Annotated in this window: 20 protein-coding genes; 12 read left to right on the top strand and 8 right to left on the bottom strand. The window is 67.4% G+C overall.

The window, feature by feature from the left end; translation table 11 throughout:
• The first annotated feature begins 111 nt into the window (after window positions 1-111).
• The 3 genes from acnD to HH212_RS00700 all read left to right on the top strand — a co-directional run bounded on the left by acnD (window position 112) and on the right by HH212_RS00700 (window position 6,974).
• Window positions 112-2,712 carry a Fe/S-dependent 2-methylisocitrate dehydratase AcnD gene (gene acnD, locus HH212_RS00710; RefSeq protein WP_169433644.1) on the top strand — a complete coding sequence of 867 codons (2,601 nt, stop codon included), beginning with the start codon at window positions 112-114 and terminating at the stop codon, window positions 2,710-2,712.
• A 79-nt stretch (window positions 2,713-2,791) separates the two neighbouring features.
• A complete protein-coding gene (gene prpF, locus HH212_RS00705; protein ID WP_169433643.1) occupies window positions 2,792-3,988 on the top strand; it encodes a 2-methylaconitate cis-trans isomerase PrpF in 1,197 nt (398 codons plus the stop codon).
• A 64-nt stretch (window positions 3,989-4,052) separates the two neighbouring features.
• Window positions 4,053-6,974, top strand: coding sequence for an EAL domain-containing protein (locus HH212_RS00700; protein WP_169433642.1), 2,922 nt, complete (start codon window positions 4,053-4,055; stop codon window positions 6,972-6,974).
• A gap of 25 nt (window positions 6,975-6,999) precedes the next feature.
• Here the strand turns inward: HH212_RS00700 and HH212_RS00695 are convergent, their stop codons facing one another.
• Window positions 7,000-7,764, bottom strand: coding sequence for an exodeoxyribonuclease III (locus tag HH212_RS00695; RefSeq protein ID WP_169433641.1), 765 nt, complete (start codon window positions 7,762-7,764; stop codon window positions 7,000-7,002).
• Between the two features lie 454 nt (window positions 7,765-8,218).
• Here HH212_RS00695 and HH212_RS00690 point away from each other — a divergent pair, with 454 nt between their 5' ends.
• From HH212_RS00690 to HH212_RS00680, 3 genes are all read left to right on the top strand, one after another.
• Complete coding sequence (locus HH212_RS00690) at window positions 8,219-8,569, top strand: phiTE_015 family protein (protein WP_169433640.1); 351 nt, start codon at window positions 8,219-8,221, stop codon at window positions 8,567-8,569.
• On the top strand, window positions 8,569-8,763 hold the full coding sequence (locus tag HH212_RS00685; RefSeq protein WP_169433639.1) for a DUF1653 domain-containing protein: 195 nt from the start codon (window positions 8,569-8,571) through the stop codon (window positions 8,761-8,763). The genes HH212_RS00690 and HH212_RS00685 overlap by 1 nt, the downstream gene beginning before the upstream one ends.
• A 192-nt stretch (window positions 8,764-8,955) precedes the next feature.
• Window positions 8,956-9,426, top strand: coding sequence for a hypothetical protein (locus HH212_RS00680; protein ID WP_169433638.1), 471 nt, complete (start codon window positions 8,956-8,958; stop codon window positions 9,424-9,426).
• Between the two features lie 229 nt (window positions 9,427-9,655).
• Here the strand turns inward: HH212_RS00680 and HH212_RS00675 are convergent, their stop codons facing one another.
• A complete protein-coding gene (locus HH212_RS00675) occupies window positions 9,656-11,155 on the bottom strand; it encodes a leucyl aminopeptidase (RefSeq protein WP_169433637.1) in 1,500 nt (499 codons plus the stop codon).
• A 121-nt stretch (window positions 11,156-11,276) separates the two neighbouring features.
• On the opposite strand from HH212_RS00675, the gene lptF reads away from it, so the two are divergent.
• From lptF to HH212_RS00650, 5 genes are all read left to right on the top strand, one after another.
• Window positions 11,277-12,422, top strand: a complete 1,146-nt coding sequence (gene lptF / locus HH212_RS00670) for an LPS export ABC transporter permease LptF (RefSeq protein WP_169433636.1) — start codon at window positions 11,277-11,279, stop codon at window positions 12,420-12,422.
• Entirely contained in the window at window positions 12,419-13,603 is a 1,185-nt protein-coding gene (lptG, locus tag HH212_RS00665) for an LPS export ABC transporter permease LptG (RefSeq protein ID WP_169433635.1), read from the top strand. The genes lptF and lptG overlap by 4 nt, the downstream gene beginning before the upstream one ends.
• 47 nt (window positions 13,604-13,650) lie before the next feature.
• Complete coding sequence (locus HH212_RS00660) at window positions 13,651-14,112, top strand: sirohydrochlorin chelatase (RefSeq protein WP_169433634.1); 462 nt, start codon at window positions 13,651-13,653, stop codon at window positions 14,110-14,112.
• Window positions 14,113-14,359: 247 nt separating this feature from the next.
• Complete coding sequence (locus HH212_RS00655) at window positions 14,360-16,996, top strand: DUF4214 domain-containing protein (protein WP_169433633.1); 2,637 nt, start codon at window positions 14,360-14,362, stop codon at window positions 16,994-16,996.
• A gap of 125 nt (window positions 16,997-17,121) precedes the next feature.
• A complete protein-coding gene (locus HH212_RS00650) occupies window positions 17,122-17,583 on the top strand; it encodes a hypothetical protein (RefSeq protein ID WP_169433632.1) in 462 nt (153 codons plus the stop codon).
• Window positions 17,584-17,601: 18 nt separating this feature from the next.
• Here the strand turns inward: HH212_RS00650 and cobA are convergent, their stop codons facing one another.
• From cobA to HH212_RS00620, 6 genes are all read right to left on the bottom strand, one after another.
• Complete coding sequence (gene cobA / locus HH212_RS00645) at window positions 17,602-18,345, bottom strand: uroporphyrinogen-III C-methyltransferase (protein ID WP_370663902.1); 744 nt, start codon at window positions 18,343-18,345, stop codon at window positions 17,602-17,604.
• Between the two features lie 128 nt (window positions 18,346-18,473).
• A complete protein-coding gene (locus HH212_RS00640) occupies window positions 18,474-19,817 on the bottom strand; it encodes a sulfate adenylyltransferase subunit 1 (RefSeq protein ID WP_169433631.1) in 1,344 nt (447 codons plus the stop codon).
• A complete protein-coding gene (gene cysD / locus HH212_RS00635; protein ID WP_229217490.1) occupies window positions 19,817-20,770 on the bottom strand; it encodes a sulfate adenylyltransferase subunit CysD in 954 nt (317 codons plus the stop codon). The genes HH212_RS00640 and cysD overlap by 1 nt, the downstream gene beginning before the upstream one ends.
• A gap of 31 nt (window positions 20,771-20,801) precedes the next feature.
• Window positions 20,802-21,518: a phosphoadenylyl-sulfate reductase gene (locus HH212_RS00630; RefSeq protein WP_169433630.1), complete on the bottom strand. Its 717-nt coding sequence runs from the start codon at window positions 21,516-21,518 to the stop codon at window positions 20,802-20,804.
• Between the two features lie 38 nt (window positions 21,519-21,556).
• Window positions 21,557-22,120 carry a DUF934 domain-containing protein gene (locus HH212_RS00625; RefSeq protein WP_169433629.1) on the bottom strand — a complete coding sequence of 188 codons (564 nt, stop codon included), beginning with the start codon at window positions 22,118-22,120 and terminating at the stop codon, window positions 21,557-21,559.
• Entirely contained in the window at window positions 22,113-23,801 is a 1,689-nt protein-coding gene (locus HH212_RS00620) for a nitrite/sulfite reductase (protein ID WP_169433628.1), read from the bottom strand. The genes HH212_RS00625 and HH212_RS00620 overlap by 8 nt, the downstream gene beginning before the upstream one ends.
• Window positions 23,802-23,965: 164 nt before the next feature.
• Between HH212_RS00620 and HH212_RS00615 the strand changes: the two genes are divergently transcribed.
• Window positions 23,966-24,907, top strand: coding sequence for a CysB family HTH-type transcriptional regulator (locus HH212_RS00615; protein WP_169433627.1), 942 nt, complete (start codon window positions 23,966-23,968; stop codon window positions 24,905-24,907).
• Window positions 24,908-24,936 lie beyond the last annotated feature (29 nt).

Genomic DNA, 24,936 nt, shown 5'->3' with positions numbered 1-24,936 from the left:
CCGGATGCCTGGACGGTTCGGAGTGCTTCCAAGGTCACGACTTCTGACGCTCGGCATGGGTCCCCGCCTTCGCGGGGACGACGGGGAGTACCAACGACGGAACTCATCATCATGAACAGCAACTACCGCAAACCCCTGCATGGCACCAACCTGCACCACTTCGACGCGCGCGCCGCGGTGGAGGACATCCGGCCCGGTGCCTGGGACAAGCTGCCCTACACCGCGCGCGTGCTGGCCGAAAACCTGGTGCGCCGCTGCGAGCCGATGGCGCTGGCGCCGTCGCTCACGCAGCTGATCGAGCGCCGCCGCGACCTCGACTTTCCCTGGTTCCCGGCGCGCGTGGTGTGCCACGACATCCTCGGCCAGACCGCGCTGGTCGACCTGGCCGGCTTGCGCGACGCCATCGCGCAGGAGGGCGGCAATCCGGCGCTGGTCAATCCGGTGGTGCCGACCCAGCTGGTGGTCGACCACTCGCTGGCGGTCGAGTGCGGCGGCTTCGATCCGGATGCCTTCGCCAAGAACCGCGCCATCGAGGACCGCCGCAACGAGGACCGCTTCGACTTCATCGAGTGGACCAAAAAGGCGTTCAAAAATGTGGATGTGATCCCGCCCGGGAATGGCATCCTGCACCAGATCAACCTGGAGCGCATGAGCCCGGTGGTGCAGGTGAAGGATGGCGTGGCCTTTCCGGACACGCTGGTCGGTACCGACTCGCACACGCCGATGGTCGATGCACTGGGCGTGATCGCGATCGGCGTGGGCGGCCTGGAAGCCGAGAGCGTGATGCTTGGGCGCGCGTCCTGGATGCGCCTGCCGGACATCGTCGGCGTCGAGCTGACCGGCAGCCCACGTGAAGGCATCGGCGCCACCGACATCGTGCTGGCGCTGACGGAATTCCTGCGCAAGTCGAAGGTCGTGTCCGCCTACCTGGAATTCCACGGCGAGGGCAGCAAGCGGCTGACGCTGGGCGACCGCGCCACCATCGCCAACATGGCGCCGGAATACGGCGCCACCGCCGCCATGTTCGCCATCGACGAACAGACCATCAAGTACCTGACGCTGACCGGACGCGACGACGAGCTAGTGCAGCTGGTCGAGCTGTACGCCAGGGAAACCGGGCTGTGGGCCGACACGCTGCACGCGGTCGAGTACGAGCGCACCCTGCGTTTCGACCTCTCCAGCGTGGTGCGCAACATCGCCGGCCCGTCGAACCCGCACAACCGCGTGCCGACGGCGGAACTGGCGCAGCGGGGCATCGCCGGCCCGGTGGAACACCTGCCGGGCCTGATGCCGGACGGCGCCGTGATCATCGCCGCCATCACCAGCTGCACCAACACGAATAATCCGCGCAACATGGTGGCGGCCGGCCTGCTGGCGCGCAACGCCAACGCGCGCGGCCTGCTGCGCAAGCCCTGGGTGAAAAGCTCGCTGGCGCCGGGTTCGAAGGCGGTGGCGCTGTACCTGGAAGAAGCCGGACTGCTGCCGGAACTGGAAGCGCTCGGCTTCGGCATCGTCGCCTTCGCCTGCACCACCTGCAACGGCATGTCGGGCGCGCTCGACCCGGCGATCCAGCGCGAGATCGTCGAGCGCGACCTGTACGCCACCGCGGTCCTGTCCGGCAACCGCAACTTCGACGGCCGCATCCACCCGTACGCCAAGCAGGCCTTCCTGGCTTCGCCGGCGCTGGTGGTGGCCTACGCCATCGCCGGCACCATCCGCTTCGATATCGAAAAGGACGTGCTCGGGCTGGATGCGCAGGGCCGGCCGGTGCGCCTGGCCGATATCTGGCCGGGCGACGCCGAGATCGACGCCGTGGTGGAACGGGCCGTGAAGCCACAGCAGTTCCGCAACGTATACGACGTGATGTTCGCGCGCCGCGCGGACGACGGCGCGGCGGTGGCGCCGCTGTACGACTGGCGCCCGATGAGCACCTACATCCGCCGGCCGCCGTACTGGGAAGGCGCGCTCGCGGGCGCGCGCACGCTCGCCGGCATGCGCCTGCTGGCGCTCCTGGGCGACAACATCACCACCGACCACCTGTCCCCCTCGAACGCGATCATGCCCAACAGCGCCGCCGGCGAGTACCTGGCCAGGATGGGCCTGCCCGAAGAAGACTTCAATTCGTACGCGACCCACCGCGGCGACCACCTGACCGCGCAGCGCGCCACCTTCGCCAACCCGACCCTGAAGAACGAGATGGTGCGCGACCATGGCGGCGCGGTCCAGGCCGGATCGCTGGCGCGCATCGAGCCGGAAGGCCGGGTCACGCGCATGTGGGAAGCGATCGAAACCTACATGCAGCGCAAGCAGCCGCTGATCGTGATCGCCGGCGCCGACTACGGGCAAGGCTCGTCGCGCGACTGGGCCGCCAAGGGCGTGCGCCTGGCCGGCGTCGAGGCGATCGTGGCCGAGGGCTTCGAGCGCATCCACCGGACCAACCTGGTCGGCATGGGCGTGCTGCCGCTGGAATTCCAGCCGGGGACCACGCGCCTGAGCCTGGGCATCGACGGCAGCGAGACCTTCGACGTGACCGGCGAGCGCACGCCGCGCGCGACGCTCGCTTTGGTGATCCGGCGCCGCGACGGCAGCGTCGCCGAGGTGCCGGTGATTTGCCGCCTGGACACCGCCGAGGAAGTGTCGATCTACGAGGCCGGCGGGGTGCTGCAGCGCTTCGCGCAGGATTTCCTGGCGTCGTCGAAGGTGGCGGCGTAGCGGCGGTATTCGACTAGATCGTCAACGTAAATCTTCGTCGTCCCCCCGAAGGCGGGGATGACGATGGGAGTTCACACACATGACTTATACCCCCCAAATCAAGATCCCCGCCGTCTACATGCGCGGCGGCACCAGCAAGGGCGTGTTCTTCCGCCTGCAAGACCTGCCCGCCGCCGCCCAAGTCCCAGGAGCAGCGCGCGACCGGCTGCTGCTGCGCGTGATCGGCAGCCCCGACCCCTACGCCAAGCAGATCGACGGCATGGGCGGCGCCACCTCCAGCACCAGCAAGGCCGTCATCGTCGCCGCCAGCACGCGCCCGGACCACGACGTCGACTACCTGTTCGGCCAGGTCGCGATCGACAAGCCCTTCGTCGACTGGAGCGGCAACTGCGGCAACCTGTCGGCGGCGGTCGGCCCGTACGCCATCGCCAACGGCTTCATCGATCCGGCGCGCATCCCGCGCGACGGCGTGGCCACGGTGCGCATCTGGCAGGCGAATATCGGCAAGACCATCGTCGCCCACGTGCCGATGCGCGGCGGAGAAGTGCAGGAAACCGGCGACTTCGAGCTGGACGGCGTGACCTTCCCGGCAGCCGAGGTGCGGCTCGAATTCATGGACCCGGCGGCGGACGAGGAGGGCGGCGGCGGCGCCATGTTCCCGACCGGGAACCCGGTCGACCAGCTCGACGTGCCCGGCGTCGGCACCTTGTCCGCGACGATGATCAACGCCGGCATCCCGACCATCTTCGTCAACGCCGAAGACATCGGCTACCGCGGCGACGAACTGCAGGACGCCATCAACGGCGACCCCAAGGCGCTGGCGATGTTCGAAGCGATCCGCGCCCACGGCGCCGTGCGCATGGGCCTGATCGCGCACCCCGAGGAAGCGGCGCGGCGCCAGCACACGCCCAAGGTCGCCTTCGTGGCGCCGCCGGCGGCTTACACCGCGTCGAGCGGCAGGCGGGTCGCGCGCGAGGACATCGACGTGCTGGTGCGCGCCCTGTCGATGGGCAAGCTGCACCACGCCATGATGGGCACGGCGGCGGTGGCGATCGGCACCGCCGCGGCGATCCCCGGCACCCTGGTCAGCCTGGCCGCCGGCGACCAGGCGCGTCCCGGCGATGCGGTACGCTTCGGCCATCCGTCCGGCACCCTGCGCGTCGGCGCCGAGGCGCGCCGCGAAGGCGACGACTGGATCGTCACCAAGGCGGTGATGAGCCGCAGCGCACGCGTGCTGATGGAAGGCTGGGTGCGCGTGCCAGGCGACGCGTTCTGACCCACAAGTGCCGGTCCGCGCGGGCGCGGAGTCGGTTATGATCCATACCACTATGCAAACCGGAATGGATCGTGTGACGAGCAAGCCGGCCTTCGTGGCCGAGGCCCTGGCCCTGATTGCCGCGCCCGCGTGCGCGTGCGACGCGCAGGGCAGGATAACGGCGGCGAACGACGCCATGGCGGTGCTGGCCGGCGTGCCCCTGCTGGGACGGCCGCTCGCCACGCTGCTGGAGGCCGGCAGCGCGGACGGGATGGAAAGCGCGCACGCCCGGATCGGGCTGGCGCGGCACGAAGAGGACTGCTGGGAAGGCGTGCTGTCCGGCGCCGGCGGCGCCATGGCGGTCGAGGTGCGTTCGCGGCCGCTGCCGGCGGCGTCCGGCGAACCCGCCGCCGGCGCCACCTTCGTCTTCAGCCGCGCCGCGCGCGGCGCGGGCCTGCCGGCGCTGCGCGGCACGCTGCTGGAGCAGGCTGCCGTGGCCGAGCATGCGCCGGTCGGCATCGTGGTCACGCTGCCGCACCTGATCAAGTCGTGCAATCCGCGCCTGGCCGGCATGTTCGGCTACACGCCGGAACAGATGGTCAACCGCCATCCGGTCGAGATGTTCAGCTCCGCAGCGCAGTACGACGCCTTCATCGAGGAAGCGATCCCGGTGCTGGAACGCGGCGGCCTGTACGAAAAGGCCGAGATCCAGATGCGCCACCGCGACGGCAGGGCGGTCTGGTGCCGCATCCGCGCCAAGGCGGTGGACATGGATTCGCAGGAGGCCGGCATCATCTGGATCCTCGAGGACGTCACCGAGACGCGCCGCGCGCTGGTCGAGGTGCAGGCGATCATGACCAATGCCACCGTCGGCATCTTCTTTTCGCGCGAGCGCGTGTTCACCCGCTGCAACGAGTGCTTCGCCAGGATGTTCGGCTATGGCGAGGCCGAGGTGCTGGGCCGTTCGACGCGCCTGCTGTACGCGAGCGAGCAGGAATACGTCGAGCTGGGCGCGCATGCCTACGGCGTGCTGGCCGAGGGCCGTTCGTTCCAGTGCGAGGCGACCATGCTGCGCAAGGACGGCACGCCGATGTGGATCAAGGTGATCGGCTACGCCGTCAACCTGGCCGAGGGCGATGCCGGCACCCTGATCTGGATGCTGGAAGACCGCACCCGCCAGAAGCGCGACGAAGAGGCGCTGCGCGTGGCGCTGATGGAAAACCAGGCCATCCTCGACAACGCGGTGCTGGGCATCGCGGTGGTCGAGCGCGGGCGCACGCTGCGCTGCAACCGCAAGATGGCGGAACTGTTCGGGCGCGACTTCCAGGGCATCGACGGCGCCCGGGTGCGCTCGCTGTATCCCGACGCCGGCGGCTGGCTGGCGGCGCGCGACGCTACCTTGCAGGACTTCGAGGCGGGACGGGTGCACATGGCCGAGCGCGAGATGGTGCGCGGCGACGGAACGCGCTTCTGGGCGCGCCTGTCGGGCCGGCCGTTCGACCTGGACCAGCGCGACGGCCGCAGCGTGTGGCTGGTCGAGGACGTCACCGCCGAACGCGAGGCCGCCGATGCGCTGCGCCGTGCGCGCGACGAACTCGAGCTGCGGGTGCGGGAGCGCACCGCCGAACTGCAGGCCGAGATCGTCGAGCGGCGCCAGGCCGAGGCGCGCGTGCACCACATGGCCTACCACGATGCGCTCACCGGCCTGCCCAACCGCGCGCTGCTGGCCGAGCGCCTGGACCGGGCGCTGCTGGCGGCGCGCCGCGGCGGCGACCGGCTGGCGCTGATGTTCATCGACCTGGACCGCTTCAAGACCATCAACGATTCGCTCGGCCACCTGACCGGCGACCACCTGCTGCAGGAAGTCGCGCAGCGCCTGTGCCGCGTGGTGCGCGCCAGCGACACCGTGGCGCGCCTGGGCGGCGACGAGTTCGTGGTGCTGGTGCCGGGCGTGCGCGAGCCCGGCGAGTGCGCGCTGGTGGGCGACAAGATCATCGCCGCGCTGGCCGAGCCGGTACGCTTCGAGGGACGCAGCCTGCACATCTCGCCGTCGATCGGCATCTGCCTGTATCCGGACGACGGCGCCGACGGGGCCAGCCTGATGCGCCATGCCGACGCCGCCATGTACCAGGCCAAGGCGGCCGGCCGCAACAATTACCAGTTCTATGCCGAGCGCATGAGCGCCGCCGCGGCGCGCCACTTCGAGCTGGAAACGCAGCTGCACGGCGCCCTGGCGCGGCGCGAGTTCACGCTGCTGTTCCAGCCGATCGTCACCACGCGCGAGCGCCGCACCGCCTGCCTGGAAGTGCTGCTGCGCTGGCGCCATCCGCAGCGCGGCCTGGTCGGCCCCGACGAATTCATCCCGATCATCGAGGAAAACGGCCTGATCGTCCCGATCGGCGAATGGGTGATCCGCCACGCCTGCGAACAGGCCGTGGCCTGGCGCCGCGCCGGCGTGCGTGCGGTGCCGCTGGCGGTCAACCTGTCGGCGCGCCAGTTCATGCAGCGCGGCCTGGTGGAGTCGGTGCGCCGCATCCTCGACGACACCGGCATCGATCCGGCCCAGCTCGAATTCGAGATCACGGAAACCGCGCTGATGCAACACGGCGGCGCCACGCTGGAGACGCTGGCGCAGCTCGATTGCATGGGCATCCGCCTGTCGATCGACGATTTCGGCACCGGCTATTCCAGCCTGGCCTACCTGAAGCGCTTCCCGGTCCACAAGATGAAGATCGACCGCGCCTTCGTACGCGACCTCGAGACCAGCGGCGAAGACCAGGCCATCGTCGCCGCCATCATGGCGCTGGCCGGCAGCCTGCAGCTGGCGGCGGTGGCAGAGGGCGTGGAGAACGCGGCGCAGCTGGAACTGCTGCGCCGCCACGGCTGCGATTACGCGCAGGGCTACCTGTTCGCGCGTCCGCTGGCGGCGGACCAGGTGCCGCTGCTGCTGGCGCGCGAGGACGGCGCGGCGCCGGCGCAGGCCGCCGCGGCGCGCCCGGCCGCGTGAGCGGCGGCGCGGCGGGAGAGGGCGCTCAATCGAGCGTGGCGACGACCGGCGCGTGGTCGGACGGCTGCTCCCACTTGCGCGGTTCGCGGTCGATCGTGCAGGCGCTGCAGCGTGCGGCCAGCGTCCGGGAGAGCAGGATGTGGTCGATGCGCAGGCCGCGGTTGCGGCGGAACGCCAGCTGGCGGTAATCCCACCAGCTGTACTGCTTGTCCGGCTGCTCGAACAGGCGGAAGGCGTCCGCCAGGCCGAGGCCGGACAGGGCACCCAGCGCCGCGCGTTCCGGCGCCGAGCAGTGGATCTGGCCGGCCCATTCCTGCGGATCGTGGACGTCGCGGTCTTGCGGCGCGATGTTGTAGTCGCCCAGGATCGCGAATGCCGGATGGCGCGCCATTTCCTCCTCCACCCAGGTGCGCAGGGCCGCCAGCCAGTCCAGCTTGTAGGCATACTTGTCGGAACCGACCGCTTGGCCGTTCGGCACGTAGGCGCAGATGACGCGGATGCCGCCGCTCGTCGCCGCCAGCAGGCGCTGCTGCTCGTCGGCGTAATGCGGATTATTGCGCACCACGTCGGTGAGCGGCTGGCGCGACAGGATCGCCACGCCGTTGTAGGTTTTCTGGCCGCTGAAGACGACCTGGTAGCCGGCGGCATTGATCTCGGCTGCCGGAAACTTGTCGTCGGTGAGTTTGGTTTCCTGGATGCAGAGGACATCGACAGGGTTGGCGTCAAGCCACTGGAGCAGGTGCGGCAAGCGCACTTTCAGGGAATTGACATTCCATGTAGCTATTTTCATGTTCTAAAAGAAGTGCAAATGATGGATTAGCCAGCGTAATATTTGCGCAGTATCAAGGTTCAAGAAAAATCTTGCAACACTTGTCCAGACAGCTTCGAGCGGGATTCCCCCGGCACGATTGCCGTGATTTGCGCTAATAGCAACAGAAATAACGTAGAATCATTGTCCTGAAAGTAAAATATGAAATTCGGACTAGCAAGCTCGAGAGAAATGTGACAAGATGTAACAATCTCGGCAAGGGACGGGTCGATTACGTATCGTTTCCTTCCTCAGAGAAAAAATTGCGCTAAGACAATTTCAGTTGTGGTATCGTTATATTTCTTTGGAACCAAGAATTCCTGAGCAATTTATTGCTCGCGCATCGGTACCTGTGCCAGCGCTGCCGGATGGCCGCCGGCAGGGTGCCGATCGCGATCGTCAGCAGGATTTGCACACGGATTTATAAAGGACAGCAATGCGCCAAGCATTTGAAGCATGGGCCCAACGCGATGGGCACATCGTCCGGCGTCGTGAAGACAAGCCGGATGAATATCTGGTGTTCGAAACCCAGCGCCGCTGGTTGATCTGGCAGGCCGCCCTGGCCCATGGCCAGAAGGCCGCGGCCGACGCGCCGCAGAAGTTTGCGCCGGCCGAAGGCCAGCCGCAAAAGATGCTGGCCGACGAGGCCGCGGTGCGTAACCGCGTGCTCAACGAAGTGCTGGACGCATTCAGCGAACTCGACGACAACGCCGGCGTCGAAGGCATCGTCAAGGTGATCCAGAACCTCAAGAAGAAGAGCCGCGCCCAGGCCGAAGAAAAGATCTGATGCGTTTCCGCCACTACAAGGGCGGCATCTACGACGTGGTCTGCGAGGCCACGCTCGAGGCGGACCATACTCCCGCCATCGTGTACCGCGGGCAGGACGGCAAGACCTGGGTCCGTCCGCGCGGCAATTTCTTCGAGACGATCGACGTGGACGGACAACGCATGCCGCGTTTCGCCGCCCTCGATCCCGAATGAACGACCGCGCCCGCGCGGTCCCGTTCCGAGTGATCCCGTCCGGGCCTGCCGTTCCGGCGCTCCCGGGCGGCGCTGCCTGAAGTCTTCCGTGCATGCCGGTGTTCCGACATGCCGCCCGGCCCAGATCCCGCCGGTGCTCATGTTCCTGCCGCTGTTGCCGTAAACTGGGGCAATGCATTCCGGGTCGATGACATGTCCAGCCTTTCCTTTTCCAGCCTGTGCGCCCTCGCGCTGGCCGCCGTCAGCGGCGGCTGCGTCGTCATGAGCGAATCGCCGTTGCAGCAGCTCGAAGTCCACGCCGTCCTCGGCCACCGCGAAGTGGCGGGCGTGGGCTGCGTGCTGTCCAACGGCGCCGGACGCTGGTTCGTGGTGGCGCCCGGACGCATCAGCGTCGAACGCAGCCGCGACCCGTTGACGGTCGACTGCGCGCGCGACGGCGCCGGCAATGCACGCGAACAGGTCGCGCCGCGCGCACCCTCGCGATTCGATACCGACAAGCTGATCGGCAACCTGATCGTCAAGGCGGGGCTGGGGAATTATCTCGACCATCACTCCGGCAAGGGATTCGCGTATCCGGAGACGCTGACGGTGATCCTGCATGCGCCGCAGGCGGCGGCCCAGGCGGAGCAGGGGGAGGCGGGTGGCGGGAACGTGATGTTCTGAATGCGGGTGCGACGCAGCCATTTAGGGTAGCCTATCAACGTCGTCCCCGCGCAGGCGGGGACCCATGCTGAGTTTCCAAAGTCATTGGATTCAAAAGCACCGTGGTGTTTTTGAAATAGCGAATTCTGAAGCTCATCATGGGTCCCCGCTTTCGCGGGGACGACGTGCATCCGCTGTCTTCGATCGCTGACGCTGGTCGTTTTGCAAACAGCCCCAGCGGCACGATGAATCAACGCACCCGGTTCAGCAGGAACGTGGTCAGGAGCGGCACCGGACGTCCGGTCGCGCCCTTGGCCGCGCCGCTCTTCCAGGCGGTGCCGGCGATGTCCAGGTGCGCCCAGGGGTAGTTGCGGGTGAAGTTTTCCAGGAAGCAGGCCGCGGTGATCGAGGCGCCGCCCGGGGTGCCGATGTTGGCCAGGTCGGCGAAGTTCGACTTCAGCTGCTCGTTGTAGTTCTCGCCGATCGGGAAGCGCCAGGCCGCGTCGCCGGCCTGCTTGCCGGCCGTCAGCAGCTCGTCGGCCAGGGCGTCGTGGGCGTCGTCGTGGCGGGTGAACAGGCCCGAGGTGTGGTGGCCCAGGGCCACGATGCAGGCGCCGGTCAGGGTCGCGATGTCGACCACCGCGGCCGGCTTGAAGCGCTCGGCGTAGGTGAGGGCGTCGGCCAGCACCAGGCGGCCTTCGGCGTCGGTATTCAGGATCTCGATGGTGGTGCCGTTCATCGCGCTGACGATGTCGCCCGGCTTGGTGGCGCGGCCCGACGGCATGTTCTCGCAGGCGGCCACGATGCCGACCACGTTCAGGTTCAGCTTCATCTCGCCGATGGCGCGGAAGGTGCCCAGTACCGAACCGGCGCCGCACATGTCGTACTTCATCTCGTCCATGTTCGGACCGGGTTTCAGCGAGATGCCGCCGGTATCGAAGGTGATGCCCTTGCCGACCAGGACGGTCGGCGCATCGCCGGCCTGGCCGCCGTTGTGCTTGAGCACGATGAACTTGGGCGGCTCCTCGCTGCCGCGCGTCACCGACAGGAAGCTGCCCATCTTCAGCGCTTCCAGCTGCTTGCGCTCCAGCACCTCGATGTCGAAGCCGTAGTCGGTCGCCAGCTTCTTGGCGGTGTTGGCCAGGTAGGTCGGGGTGCAGACGTTGGGCGACAGGTTGCCCAATTCCTTGGTCAGGTTCATGCCGTTGCCGATCGCGATCGACTGCGCCAGCACGCCGTCCAGCTGCGGGCCGGTCTGCGGCACCGCCAGGGTCAGCCTGCGCACGCCGGCCACGGCCGGGTCCTTCTTGCTCTTTTGCGCGTCGGTGCGGAATTCCGCTTCGTTGGCGCCGACCACGATGCTGCGCACGGCCCAGTTCAGGTCGCGGCCTTTCACATTCTCCAGCGGGAATGCGATAATGGCATCTTGCGCGCCCAGCGTGCCGAAGGCTTTGAGGGCGGCGGCGACGGCGCCGGTGAAGCTCTTCTCGCTGATGGCGTCGTCGGCGCCCATGCCGACCAGCAGCACGCGCGCCGTGGTCAAGCCGGCCACGCCGCGCAGCAGCAGGGTGGTGCCGGGCTTGCCGGAGATATCGCCGGAGTCGACGGCCGCGCTGATGGCGCCGTTCAGATCGAGGGCCTTGGCTGCCTCCGACAGTTTCTTGTTTTCGAACACCGCCACCGCCACGCAGCCGGATTGGGCCGCGGCCAGCGTGTTGTTGGTGTCGAATGCTTTTATGCTAAAGTCCATTTGATTCTCCGTTTCGTGTTTTACGCGCGTACTACCCAAGGAAGCTTCGGCGATCGGCCATGCGCACCTGCGTCATCGTCGGCGTCGGAGCGTTCCCCTAACCTGCAATTATAACGATCGAATGATTTTCCAACGCGCCCTACAACGTGAATTGGCCAGCGTTGCCGGCGCCACCTTCACCGTCCTGTTCACGATCTTCGTCACCTGGACCCTGATCTCCATCCTCGGCAAGGCCGCGGGCGGCAAGGTCGCATCCGCCGACGTGCTGGCGCTGATCGCTTTTTCGGTGCTGAATTATCTGCCCACCATCCTCATCCTCACCAGCTTTATTTCGGTGATCGTCGCCGTCACGCGCAGCTACCGCGATTCGGAGATGGTGGTGTGGTTCGCTTCCGGCCAGTCGCTGGCGCGCTGGGTGGCGCCGGTGCTGCTGTTCGGCCTGCCCCTGGTGTTGCTGGTGGGGGCGCTGGCCCTGTACGCCACGCCCTGGGCCAAGATGAAGAGCGCCGAATTCGTCCAGCGCTTCGAAAAGCGCGAAGACCTCAAGCGGGTGGCGCCCGGCCAGTTCCGCGAATCGACCTCGGCCAACCGCGTGTTCTTCGTCGAGGGCAGCACGGGCGGCTCGACCGTGGTGCAGAACGTGTTCGTCAACAGCGTCGAGGACAAGGGCAATTCGATCGTGGTGGCCAAGGAAGGCGTGATCGAGGCGGACGGCAAGGGCGGCCAGTACCTGGTGCTGAAAAACGGCCGGCGCTACCTCGGCCAGCCGGGGCGCGCCGATTTCCAGTCGATGGAATTCGAGCGCTACCGCATGCGCGTCGGCAACCAGGTGCCGGTGATCGGCGCCGACATGCCGACCGACGCCATGACCACCGCGGCGCTGCTAGCGCTGCCCAACCAGTTCACCCGCGCCGAGCTGCTGTACCGGATCTCGGCGCCGATCATGTGCGTGCTGCTGATGCTGCTGGCGATCCCGCTCGGCTTCGTCAACCCGCGCGCCGGCAGCTCGGCCAACCTGATCCTGGCGCTGCTGATCTTCTTCACCTACAGTAACCTCACCAAGCTGTTCGAGGCCAGCGTCAAGCAGGGCAAGCTCGGCTTCGCGGTGGCCTGGTGGCCGCTGCACCTGTTCGCGCTGCTGACCGTGCTGGTGCTGTTCGCCTGGCGCCTGAACGTGAACCACCGCTGGCATCCGGTGATGCTGATGAATTCGATGAAGCGCCGCCGCCTGCTGCAGAGCGCGGAAAGCCGGGGAGCGGCGCAATGAGCATCCTGCAGCGCTACTTCTTCGTCAACATCGCGCAGGCGGTGCTGTTCGTGCTGGTCGCCATGCTCGGCCTCACCGCCTTCATGGACCTGACCGGCGAACTGCCGTCGGTGGGCAAGGGCGGCTACCTGTTCCAGCACGCGCTGCTGTACGTGCTGCTCCTGATTCCGGGCCACGTGTACGAGGTGATGCCGGTGGCGGCCCTGATCGGCACCATCTACACGATGGCGCAATTCGCCCAGAGCTCGGAATTCACCATCATGCGCGCTTCGTCGATGTCGACCGGAATGGTCGCATGGATGCTGTTCAAGATCGGCATCGTCTTCGTGGTGATCACCTTCGTCTTCGGCGAGCTGGTCACGCCGCGCAGCGCGCCGCTGGCCGAGCGCCTGCGCCTGTCGGCCAAGGGTGCCGCGGTGTCGGCCGAATTCCGCTCCGGGATGTGGACCAAGGACACGGTCCACACCGGCGGCCTGAAAGGGCCGGTGACCGGCTCGCGCTTCTTCAACGCGCGCCAGATCCGCCCGGACGGCCAGCTGCTCGACGTGCGGCTGTACGAGTTCGATGCCAACATGCGCATGCGTTCGCTGGTCACCGCGGCCAGCGCCACCTTCAGCGGCAACGGCGTGTGGCGCCTGCAGGACGTCACCGAGACCCTGTTTTCCAACAGCCGCGTGCTGCGCGCGCCGGGCACGCCGGCGCTCGACGGCGAATCGATCCAGGCCCGCTTCGGCCAGGACACCGCCTCGGTCGCCACGCGCAAGGTGGCGGCGCTCGACCTGGAATCCGAGATCACGCCGAAGATCGTCGCGGTGTCGCGCTCCGACCCCGAGCGCATGTCGGCCAGCGAACTGGCCGTGTACACGCGCCACCTGGCCGAGAACCGCCAGGAGACCGAACGCTTCAAGATCGCCTTCTGGAAGAAGCTGATCGATCCGCTCTCGATCTTCGTGCTGATGGCGCTGGCGCTGCCGTTCGGCTACCTGCACACGCGCAGTGGCGGCGTCAGCCTGAAGATCTTCATCGGCATCATGATCGGCGTGAGCTTCCTGCTGATCAATTCGCTGTTCTCGCACGTCGGCATGCTGTCGATCTGGCCGGCCTTTCTCACCGCGGCGGCGCCGAGCTTGCTGTTCCTGCTGATGGCGATCGCGGCGCTCAGGTGGGTGGAACGACATTGATGGAACGGCAGAAAACACACCAATCGCAATCGCACCAGGAGTCGAACATGGATCAGCACGAGCAAACCGGCACGGTCGCGCAGGACGAGGCGTACCGACAGCCGCACCCGCAGCCGGATGGGCAAGCACGAGCGCAGGGCGGCCGCGCACTGGTCCTGTTCGCCCACGGCGCGCGCGCCCCCGGCTGGGCCGCGCCGTTCCAGCGCTTGCGCGAACTGACCGCCGCACACCGTCCTGATTGCGTGGTCGAACTCGCCTTTCTCGAACTCATGGAACCATCGCTGCCGGATGTCGCCGCGCGGCTGGCGGCGCAAGGCGTGCGCGAGATGACGGTGGTGCCGGTATTCCTGGGGCAGGGCGGCCACCTGCTGCGCGACTTGCCGGCACTGCTGGACGAGTTGCGCGCGGCGTATCCCGCAGTGCGCTTCGCCACGGTGCCGGCGGTGGGCGAAGACCCCGGCGTGCTGGCGGCGATGGCGGCGTATTGCGTGGCGGCGCTGCCGGCGTAACAGCCTATTTCGTTGAAAGTGTCTTGAATCGCTTGTCGAACAGGCATCCTTGTTCGGCAACGCAGTTGTCATGGGATTAACCGGTTTCCGGTTTTCAGTATCTTTCAGGTGAATCAGATAATTTCCTTATTGCATTAAAACTTGCATTAATGAATGATCGTCGTCTGCAAGACCCGCGCATGCTCCAGCGCGCACGGGCTGCCGTCGCCGCCCGCTTGCGCGGCCGTTCACCCAGAAGATCCATCCCATGACTACCCCATCGCCCTTCATCTACGTCCGTCCGGGCGCGGCCAGCTATGCCTGGAACTATGCCGGCGTCAGCCTGCCGTCCACCGCGTCCGCCTTGCCGGCGGCGGTGACCGCCGTCGCCTTCGACGCCTCCAGCGCCCTCGGCCAGGCCGCCACGCGCGGCGACCTGCAGTACAGTGCCGACAACGGCAGGACCTGGACCGGCTACACGCTGCCGGTCGACGGCCAGGGCGACTGGGTTGGCACGGCCGCCACGCTGTGGCGCTTCCACGACCGGCTGGCGGGCGATTCGGTCACGCCCGACAGTTTCACCGTCCACTACCGGCTGGCCGACGGCAGCGTCGCCAGCATGGAGGAGACCGTGATCGCCGATACCCAGCCGGTCGGCCTGGTCGGACAGAACGACCTGGTGTTCTCGACCATGAAGGCGGGCGCGGTGGTCGACCAGCTGGCGCCGATCGATATCGGCGCCACTACCGGCGGGCGCTGGGTGATCGAAGGCCAGTCGACGCCCGGCCTGTTCGCGATCGCCTACGATCCGGCCAGCGACACCAGCGCCAGGCTGGTGATCGGCGACGCCAGCCGCATTCCTGACAGCGGCATGGCGGCGGCGGTCACGGTCCATTACTACGACCGCTACCAGGTCGACGCGGGCGGCAACCCGCTGCCGAACACCGGCGTCAGCCGCACCCTGACCTACACCGTGGAAGACGGCGCCAGCCACGACCTGCCGGGCTTCGCCGACGAGGTTCGGCTGGGCGCCGGCAGCAGCGCCGATGCGACGCACGGCGGCGCCGCGCCGGCGCTGGCCACGCTGGCGGGCGGCGGCCTGGTCGCGGTCTGGCAGGCGCCGGATACGGCGGCGGGCGGCGCCGGATACGGCCTGTGGGCGCAGCTGCGCGACGCCGCCGGCAATGCGCGCGGCAGCGCCTTCGCATTGACCCTTGACGGCAACGCCGCCATCGAGGGCGCGCCGGCCGTGGCCGCGCTGGGCGACGGGCGCTTCGCCGTGGCGTACACGCTGGAGCAGGGCGGGGCCGCCAGGATCGCCTGGCGCGTGGTCGATGCGGGCGGCAGCGTCGGCGTCGAGCACGTCGTCGACAGCGGCGGTGCGCCGGATGCGGCCATGCCCACTATCGCCGCCCTGGCCGACGGCTCGCTGGCGATCGGCTGGCGCGGCAACGGCGCGGTGCACGTGCACCAGAGCGGCGTCGACGGCGTTCAAATCGGTTCGGACCAGACCATCGCCGTGCTCGGCTCCGCCTACGATCCCAGCCTGACGGCGCTCAAGGGCGGCGGCTGGGCGCTGGCCTGGGGCGAGATCGGCGACGGCAACGTGTACGCTTCCGTGAACGGCAACGCGCCCTTCGTCGCCAGCGGCGACGGCTATGCGGCCAGCATCACCACCGCCGCGCCGCTGGCGCACGTGGCGGCGCTGGCCGACGGCGGCTTCGTGGTGGCCTGGGACAGCTACGCCAACGACCCGCACGGCTTTTCGATCAGCGACATCTATTTCCAGCGCTTCGACGGCGCCGGCCATGTGCTCGGCGCGCTCACGCAGGCCAACGTCGAATCCGGCGGCGGGCGCTACGACGCGGCGGTCGCCGCGCTGTCGGACGGCGGCTTCGTCGTCACCTGGGAGGGGCCGGACGGCGACGCCAACGGCATTTTCGGACGCCGCTTCGGCGCCGACGGCGGCGCGCGCGACGTCCACGAATTCTCGGTCAGCCAGGAGCGCGCCGGCGACCAGTCCACGCCCGACGTGACGGCGCTGGCGGGTGGCGGCTTCGCCACCGCCTGGGTCGATACCTCGGCCGCCGGCACCGGCGTCGAAGCGCGCGTGCTGGCGGGCGACGCCGGCGCCACGGCGCCGGTGCAGGCCGCGACGCAAGCCGGCTCATCCGGCAACGCGTCGCCGGCGCCGGTGTGGGTGCCAGCCGCCACGGCGGTGCCTGCCGCACCGGTTTATGCGCCGGCCGGCGCGGCGCCGGTGGGCGCGGCCGGCCCGTCCGCGGCGAGCGCGCTGCTGGCCAGCGTGACCGGCAGCGGCGGCGACGATGCGCTGGCGGCGCCGTCCGGCAACAGCCGGGTGGATGGCGGCGCCGGACTGGACAAGGTCGCCTTCGGCGGGGCCGATGCCGGCTACGTGATCGCCGCCAACGGCGCCGACTTCGTGGTAAACGATGCCTATGGCAACCATGCGACCCTGGTCAACGTCGAACGCGTGCAGTTCGCCGACCAGATGGTGGCGCTCGACCTCGGCGGCGCCGGCGGCCAGGCCTACCGGCTGTACCAGGCGGCCTTCGACCGCACCCCCGACAAGGTCGGCCTCGGTTACTGGATCGCGGCGCTGGACCATGGTCATACGCTGACCGAAGTGGCCGACAGCTTCATCGGCAGCGCCGAGTTCGGCGCCCTGTACGGCGCCGCGCCGGACGATGCGCAGTTCGTGCAGGCGCTGTACCAGAACGTGCTGCACCGCGCTCCCGAAGAGGCGGGCTACGCATTCTGGATGCAGTCGCTGCACTCGGTATCGCGCGCTGTGGTGCTGGCCGACTTCAGCGAAAGTGCGGAAAACCAGGCGCAGGTGATCGGCAGCATCCAGAACGGCATCCACTACGTCGACTGGTCTTGAGCCGACACTGTGCGGGAGCAACATGGCTGTTTCCTGCGCCGGATCATGGCCCCGCCTTGCGCCGGCGCTTTGACGGCGCAGGCGGCAGCACCGACACTGCCGGGTGCCCCTTACTGGATCCGGCCATGTCCACCACTTTCAAGCACCTGTTCGGTCCCCTCCAGCGCGCCCTGGCGCGCCTGCGCCGGCTGCCGCAACGCCTGCCGGCCTTCCGCGCGCTGGTCGAACTGCGCTGTGCGCGCCGGCTCGACCGCATGGGAAAGCGCCTGCTGCGCATGCGCACCCGTATCGACGCCATGTCGCGCCACCTCGGCAGCGGCGCCCTGGACGGGCCGGCGAAGCGCCTGGCGGCGGACGAGGACGGCAACCTGCGGCGCATGCTGGCCGGCCTGCGCGAGGAAGTCGGCACCATGCGGCGCGACCTGGCGTTGTGGCACGTGCGCGAATGCGGCGGCCGCACCGGCGTGCGCCTGGCGGCCGCACTGGCGCGCCTGAACGGCATCGCCGGCGACACCTGGACCGCGGCGCTGCACCTGGAAAATCAATTGGAAGAACACGAACGCCTGCGCCTGGCAGGCGTGCGCTAGCATCTGGAAGACAGCTTGCTAATCAGGCGCCTGGTGCTCGCGGCGCACCAGGGCTTCGCCGATCATCACCAGCATCGGCCCGTGCGCCATCTCCAGGCCGTGCGCCAATGTCGCCAGCGTCATGCGCAGGATGCGCTGGTCGGCGCGGCTGCAGTTTTCCACCACCACCACCGGCAGGTCGCGCCGGCGTCCCTCGGCCAGCAGGCGCTCGGCGGTGGCGGCGGCTTCGCGCCCGCCCATGTACTGCACCAGGGTGTCGGTTTCCGGCAGCGCCGGATGATCCGGCTCGTCGGGCGCGGTGCTGGACGTGAAAAAGGCGACGCTGCGCGCCACGCCGCGCTTGGTCAGCGGTTGCCTTGTCGCGGCGGCGGCGGCCACCGCGGTGGTGATGCCGGGGACGATCTCGACGGCGATGCCTTCGGCTTCGAGCGCGCGCAATTCCTCGTCGGCGCGCCCGAACAGCATCGGATCGCCGCCCTTCAGGCGCACGACCACCGCGGCGCGGCGCGCGCACTCCACCAGCTGCTGGTTGATGACGGCCTGCGCGGTGGAGCGCTGGCCGGAGCGCTTGCCGACCGAGATCAGCTCGGCCCCGGCGCACAGCGCCAGCATCTCCGGCGTGACCAGCGCGTCGTACAGCACGATGTCCGCGCGCGCCAGCAACTGCGCCCCGCGGACGGTAATCAAGTCAGGCGCGCCGGGACCGGCTCCCACCAAATACACTTTTCCCAGCACTCCGGCACCTTCCTTCGCAACATTCAATTTAGGTTTTTTACGGGCATATCAGGGCCTCAAGAAACCGTAGCGAGCGGAAGGAGTTTCGGCCGAGAAGCGCAGCCGTACTCTTGTACGGCGAGCATCCCAGGCCGAAAATCCGACGCGCAGTAGGTTTATTGAGGCCTCAGGCGTATCATACCGGCTGCAACCGTCTGGTGGGTGACTTCATCGATCAGGATGAAGGCGCCGGTGGCGCGGATGTCATCGTAGGCATCGGCCGCCAGCGGCTGCTGCACGGTGATGGCGATGCGCGCGATGTCGTTCAGCTTCAGGCCGGCGGCCGGGTCGCTCACTGCCTGGCGCTGCTGGGTGTTCACGTCCAGGACGCTCTCGACGCGGGTCACCTTGGCCATGGTCTGGCGGGTGCCGTGCTTGACCCAGTACTTGCGGCGCAGGTCGAGCGCCTCGTCGGCCATCCAGCAGACGTCGGCCGTGACCTGTTTCAACAGCGTGGCCGGCTGGTCGGCGCCGGCCAGCACGTCGCCGCGTGAGACGTCGACGTATTCGTTCAGCAGCAGCGTCACCGACTGGCCGGCCACGGCCTGCTGCAGCGGGCCGTCGAAGGTGACGATTTCCTTGACGGTGGCGCTCTGGCCCGAAGGCTGCACCACCAGGCGGTCGCCGACCGCCACCTTGCCGGATTCGATGCGGCCCATGTAGCCGCGGAAGTCGTTGGCTTCGTGGCCGTTGTGGCGCGCCACCAGCTGTACCGGGAAGCGCAGCGGCGCGGCGTGCGCCTCGTCGTACACGCTCAGGCCTTCCAGCAGCTCGATCAGGGTCGGGCCCCGGTACCAGGACATGTTCCCGCTTTGTTCCACCACGTTGTCGCCGCTCAGGGCCGACAACGGGATGGCGGTGACGTCGCGCAGGCCCAGGCTGTCGCCAAACGCCTGGTAGGCGGCGACGATGCGCTCGTACACGGCCTGGTCGTAGTTCACCAGGTCCATCTTGTTGACCGCCACGATCACATGCTCGATCTGCAGCAGCTTGGCGATGGTCGAATGGCGCTTGGTCTGGGTCAGCAGCTCGACCGAGCCATCCTCGTTCAGTTTTACTTTCGACACGTCGACCAGGATGATGACGGCGTCCGCGGTCGAGGCGCCGGTGACCATGTTGCGGGTGTATTGTTCGTGGCCCGGCGTGTCGGCGATGATGAACTTGCGCTTCGGCGTGGCGAAATAACGGTAGGCGACGTCGATCGTGATGCCTTGCTCGCGCTCGGCTTCCAGGCCGTCGGTCAGCAGGGACAGGTCGATGGTGTCGCCCACGGTGCGCTTGTGCTTGGAGCGCGACACGGCGGCCAGCTGGTCGGCGAAGATGCCCTTGCTGTCGAACAGCAGGCGGCCGATCAGGGTGCTCTTGCCGTCGTCGACGGAGCCGGCGGTGATGAAGCGCAGCAGGCCGCTCTGGCTGTCCTGGGCGTGGCTGGCATTCGCTTGGTCGATCATGGCATTCATCAGAAATATCCTTGCTTCTTGCGTTTTTCCATCGAGGCTTCCGAGGTCTGGTCGTCCATGCGCGTCGCGCCGCGCTCGGTCACCTGGGTGATCGCGGTCTCGGCGATGATGGCATCCACCGTCGATGCATCGGAGGCCACCGGGCAGGTGCACGAGATGTCGCCCACGGTGCGGAAGCGCACCGTCCGGGTTTCCACGGTTTCGCCTTCGCGCGCCGGGGTCAGCGGGGTCAGCGGCACCAACAGGCCGTTGCGCGGAATCACCTGGCGCTCGTGCGCGAAGTAGATCGGCGGCAGGGCGAGCTGTTCGCGGGCGATGTATTGCCAGACGTCCAGCTCGGTCCAGTTCGAGATCGGGAACACGCGCATGTTCTCGCCCGGATGCACGCGGGTGTTGTACAGGTCCCAGAGTTCCGGACGCTGGGCCTTCGGGTCCCACTGGCCGAATTCGTCGCGGAAGGAAAAGATGCGTTCCTTGGCGCGCGCCTTTTCCTCGTCGCGGCGGGCGCCGCCGATGCAGGCGTCGAAGCCGTGCTCGGCGATGGTTTCCAGCAACGTCACCGCTTGCGCGGCGTTGCGCGAGTCGGTCTGCGGATTGCGCAGGCGCACCGTGCCGCGCCCGATCGACTCCTCGACCGAGCCGACGATCAGGCGTTCGCCCAGCTCCGCCACGCGCGCGTCGCGGAAGGCGATCACTTCGTCGAAATTGTGGCCGGTGTCGATGTGCACCAGCGGGAACGGGAATTTACCGGGCCGGAATGCCTTTTCGGCCAGGCGCAGCAGCACCACCGAGTCCTTGCCGCCCGAGAACAGCAGGGCGGGGTTGCTGCATTCCGCCGCCACCTCGCGCAGGATGTGGATCGCTTCGGATTCGAGGGCGTCGAGGTGGCGCGCATCGATGCCGCCGAGGGATGCGCCGAGCTGCACGCCGGGGATGTCGCTGATTGTCGTCATGGCTTGCCTGTCGTTTCTATAGTGGAGCGCGTCACGCCGCCACGGATTTGATTCGGATGAGTTTGCCGTCCACCAGGTGCAGGCCGCATTCCTTGGAATCGGCGTCTTCCCACCACCAGCGGCCGGCGCGCACGTCCTCGCCCGGCTGGATCGCGCGGGTGCAGGGTTCGCAGCCGATCGACGGGTAGCCGCGGTCGTGCAGGGCGTTGTAGGGCACGCCGTTGGCGCGGATGTACTCCCACACGTCCTGTTCCGACCAGTCGGCCAGCGGATTGAATTTCTGCATGCCGTGCGCGGTGTCGTCTTCCTGCACCGCCAGTTCGGCGCGCGTGCTCGACTGGGCGCGGCGCTGGCCGGTGACCCAGGCGCGCTTGCCGGCCAGCGCGCGGCCGAGCGGCTCGACCTTGCGCACGTAGCAGCAGCCCTTGCGCAGCTCGACGCTCTCGTAGAATGCGTTCAGGCCGTTCTTGCTCACGTAGTCGTCGACCAGCTGCGGCTGCGGGCGGAACAGTTCGATCTCGTGGCCGTAGTGCGCCTTGACCTGATCCAGCACAGCCAGCGTTTCCTTGGGCAGGCGGCCGGTTTCCAGAGAAAAAATGGCGATCGGCAGCCCGGCTTTCAAGATCAGGTCGGTCAAGACCATGTCTTCGGCGGCCAGGCTGGAGGCGAACACGGCCGGCGAAAAATCGCGCGCAACACGGTCCAGGATGGCGCGGGTCGTGTCGACGCGCGCGTTCAGCTCGCTCATGGTGATTCCTTGTCGGTACTGCTCGGCGTCCGGCTTGCTCAAGCGCCGCTGCCGGTATGTTCGGCTTCCGTTCCGCGCGCCTGGCGCCGGAACAGCGGCTGCGGCTGGTCGACCGAGGCCTGGTAGGTTTCCGAGAACACGCTCAAGCCCTTGACGGCGTCGTGGATGTTGCGGTCCGGGCGCGTGGCGTAGGCATCGAAGCCGCAGCGCTGCATCTGGAACAGCTGGTCGCGCAGCACGTCGCCGATGGCGCGCAGTTCGCCTTTGTAATGCAGGCGCCGCCGCAGGTTGAAGGCGATCGAATAGCCGCGGCCGTCGGTGAATTTCGGGAAGTCGATGGCGATCACGGCGAATTGGCCGAGGTCGTCCTGGACGGCCGTCGCCAGTTCGTCCGGCGCGAACCAGATGCCGATACGGCCATGTTGTCCGGCACGCGCGGCCAGCGCGTCGCGCTGGGCCAGCCATACCGGCACCGGGACGATGACCTTGCCGTCCGGGACCGCGACCGTGTCCGGCGCCTGGCCTTCGTCCAGCTTGAGCACGCTCCAGTCGTCGTCGACCACGCTGCGTCCCTTGATGATCTGTTTGCGGGTATCAAGCATGATGGTCTTCTCCAGCGGTTTCCTGTGCCACGATCGGCGTGGCGTACACATGTTCCTTGAAGGGCGCGATGCCCAGGCGCTGCGCGACGTCGACGAAGCGCTCGCCCTCGACCCGTTCGCGCACGTAGACGTCGAGCAGCCGTTGCACCACCTCCGGCATCTGCGGCGCCGAGAACGACGGGCCGATGATCTTGCCGATGGCGGCCTGGTTGCCCTGGGCGCCGCCGAGCGACACCTGGTACCACTCGCTGCCGTCCTTGTCCACGCCCAGCACGCCGATATGGCCGACGTGGTGGTGGCCGCAGGCATTGATGCAGCCGGAGATGTTGAGTTCGATCTCGCCGATGTCGTGCTGGTAATCGAGGTCGTCGAAGCGCTTGGCGATGGCGGCCGCGATCGGGATCGATTTCGCATTCGCCAGCGCGCAATAATCGCCGCCCGGGCAGGCGATGATGTCGGTCAGCAGGCCGATGTTCGGCGTCGCCAGGCCCTGCGCCTTGGCCTGGGTCCAGAGCTCGTACAGCTTCGACTGCTCGACATCGGCCAACACCAGGTTCTGCTCGTGGGTCACGCGCAGTTCGCCGAAGCTGTACCGGTCGGCCAGGTCTGCCACGAAATCCATCTGCGCCGAAGTGGCGTCGCCCGGCGGCACGCCGGTTTTCTTGAGCGACAGCACGACGGCGGCATAGCCCGGCACCTTGTGCGGCTTGACGTTGCGCATCAGCCAGTTGGCGAAGGCCTTGTCGTCGGCGTGGCCTGCACGCGGATCGATCGCCGCCAGCGTCGCGTACGGCTTCGGATTGAACCAGACCGCCACGCGCTCGACTTCCTCGCGGGTCAGGGTTTCCGGACCGCCCTTCAGGTCGGCGAACTCGGCTTCCACCATGCGCGCGAATTCCTCGGCGCCCACGGCCTTCACCAGGATCTTGATGCGCGCCTTGTACTTGTTGTCGCGGCGGCCGAACTGGTTGTACACGCGCATCACCGCTTCGGTGTAGGTCAGCAGGTCTTGCCAGGGCACGAAGTCGTTGATCACACTGCCCAGGATCGGCGTACGGCCGAGGCCGCCGCCCACCATGAACTTGAAGCCGACTTCGCCATCGGCGCCGCGCACCGCGGTCAGGCCGATGTCGTGCATGGCGATGGCGGCGCGGTCTTCCACGGCGCCGTTGACGGCAATCTTGAACTTGCGGGGCAGGGCGATGAATTCGGGGTGGAAGGTACTCCACTGGCGCAGGATCTCGGCATACGGGCGCGGATCGATGATCTCGTCCGCCGCCACGCCGGCATATTCGTCGGTCGTGATGTTGCGGATGCAATTGCCCGAAGTCTGGATCGCATGCATCTCGACCGCCGCCAGGTCGCTCAGGATGTCCGGCGTGCGTTCCAGCTCGATCCAGTTGAACTGGATGTTCTGGCGCGTGGTGAAGTGGCCATAGTCACGGTCGTAGGTGCGTGCGATGTGGGCGAAGGTGCGCATCTGCGCCGTCGACAGCAGGCCGTACGGCACCGCGATGCGCAGCATGTAGGCATGGCGCTGCATGTACAGGCCGTTCTGCAGGCGCAGCGGCAGGAATTCTTCTTCGGTCAGCTCGTCGTTCAGGCGGCGCTGCACCTGGTCGCGGTATTGGGCGATGCGTTCGCGTACGATGAGATGGTCGTATTGGTCGTAACGGTACATGGTCAAATCCTCACGGGGCGGGCCAGTCCCGACCCAAACTATCCATTATCTTAATAAAATGACGCTTTATTCCAAACGACTGAGAATTTATTTGCTTATATGAGCCTGCGGTATAAGCAAGCTTGTAAAATGGCGGATAGACCGTGATAACTTAACAAAGGGCAATGAACCTTCACCAATTACGTTTCGTGCGCGAAGCGGTGCGCCAGAACTTCAACCTGACCGACGCGGCCAAGGCCCTGTTCACTTCCCAGCCCGGCGTGTCGAAAGCCATCATCGAGCTGGAGGAGGAGCTCGGGGTCGACATCTTCACCCGCCACGGCAAGCGCATCCGCGGCCTGACCGAGCCGGGACGGCTGGTGCTGAACTCGGTCGAGCTGATCATGCAAGAGATCGACAGCCTCAAGCGCATCGGCAAGGAATACGCGGCCCAGGATAGCGGCAGCTTCACCATCGCCACCACGCACACCCAGGCGCGCTACATGCTGCCCAAGGTGGTGCAGGCATTCATGGCCAAGTTCCCCAAAGTGCGGCTGTCGCTGTTGCAGGGCAACCCGCGCCAGATCGCCGAGATGGTCAAGAACGACCAGGCCGACCTCGCCATCGCCACCGAATCGATCGCCGCCGTCGACGGCCTGATCACGCTGCCGTGCTACCAGTGGGAACACGTGGTGGTGGTGCCGCCGGAACATGCGCTGACGCGCTCCAAGGCGATTTCGCTGGAAGAAATCGCTGGCTATCCCTTGATTACCTACGATGCGGCCTTCGCCGGCCGCAGCAAGATCGACCATGCGTTCGAGCTGCGCAACCTCAAGCCGGACGTGCTGCTGGAAGCGATCGACGCCGACGTCATCAAGACCTATGTGGAACTGGGCATGGGCATCGGCATCATCGCCGGCATGGCCTTCGATCCGGAGCGCGACCGCAACCTGCGCGCCCTCCCGATGGGACAATTGTTCGGCATGAACGTGTCGCGCGTGGCGATCAAGCAGGGCGCCTACCTGCGCAGCTATGTCTACACCTTCATCGAACTGCTGGCGCCAGTGCTGAACCGCAAGATGGTGGAAGCGGCGATGCGCGGGACCAGCGAGAACTACGAACTTTAATGTGATCATCACGAGCCCGCCGCTACCGG

Source organism: Massilia forsythiae, assembly GCF_012849555.1.
GTDB classification, from domain to species: Bacteria; Pseudomonadota; Gammaproteobacteria; order Burkholderiales; family Burkholderiaceae_D; genus Telluria; species Telluria forsythiae.
This window is presented reverse-complemented; position numbering and strand designations above follow the sequence as displayed.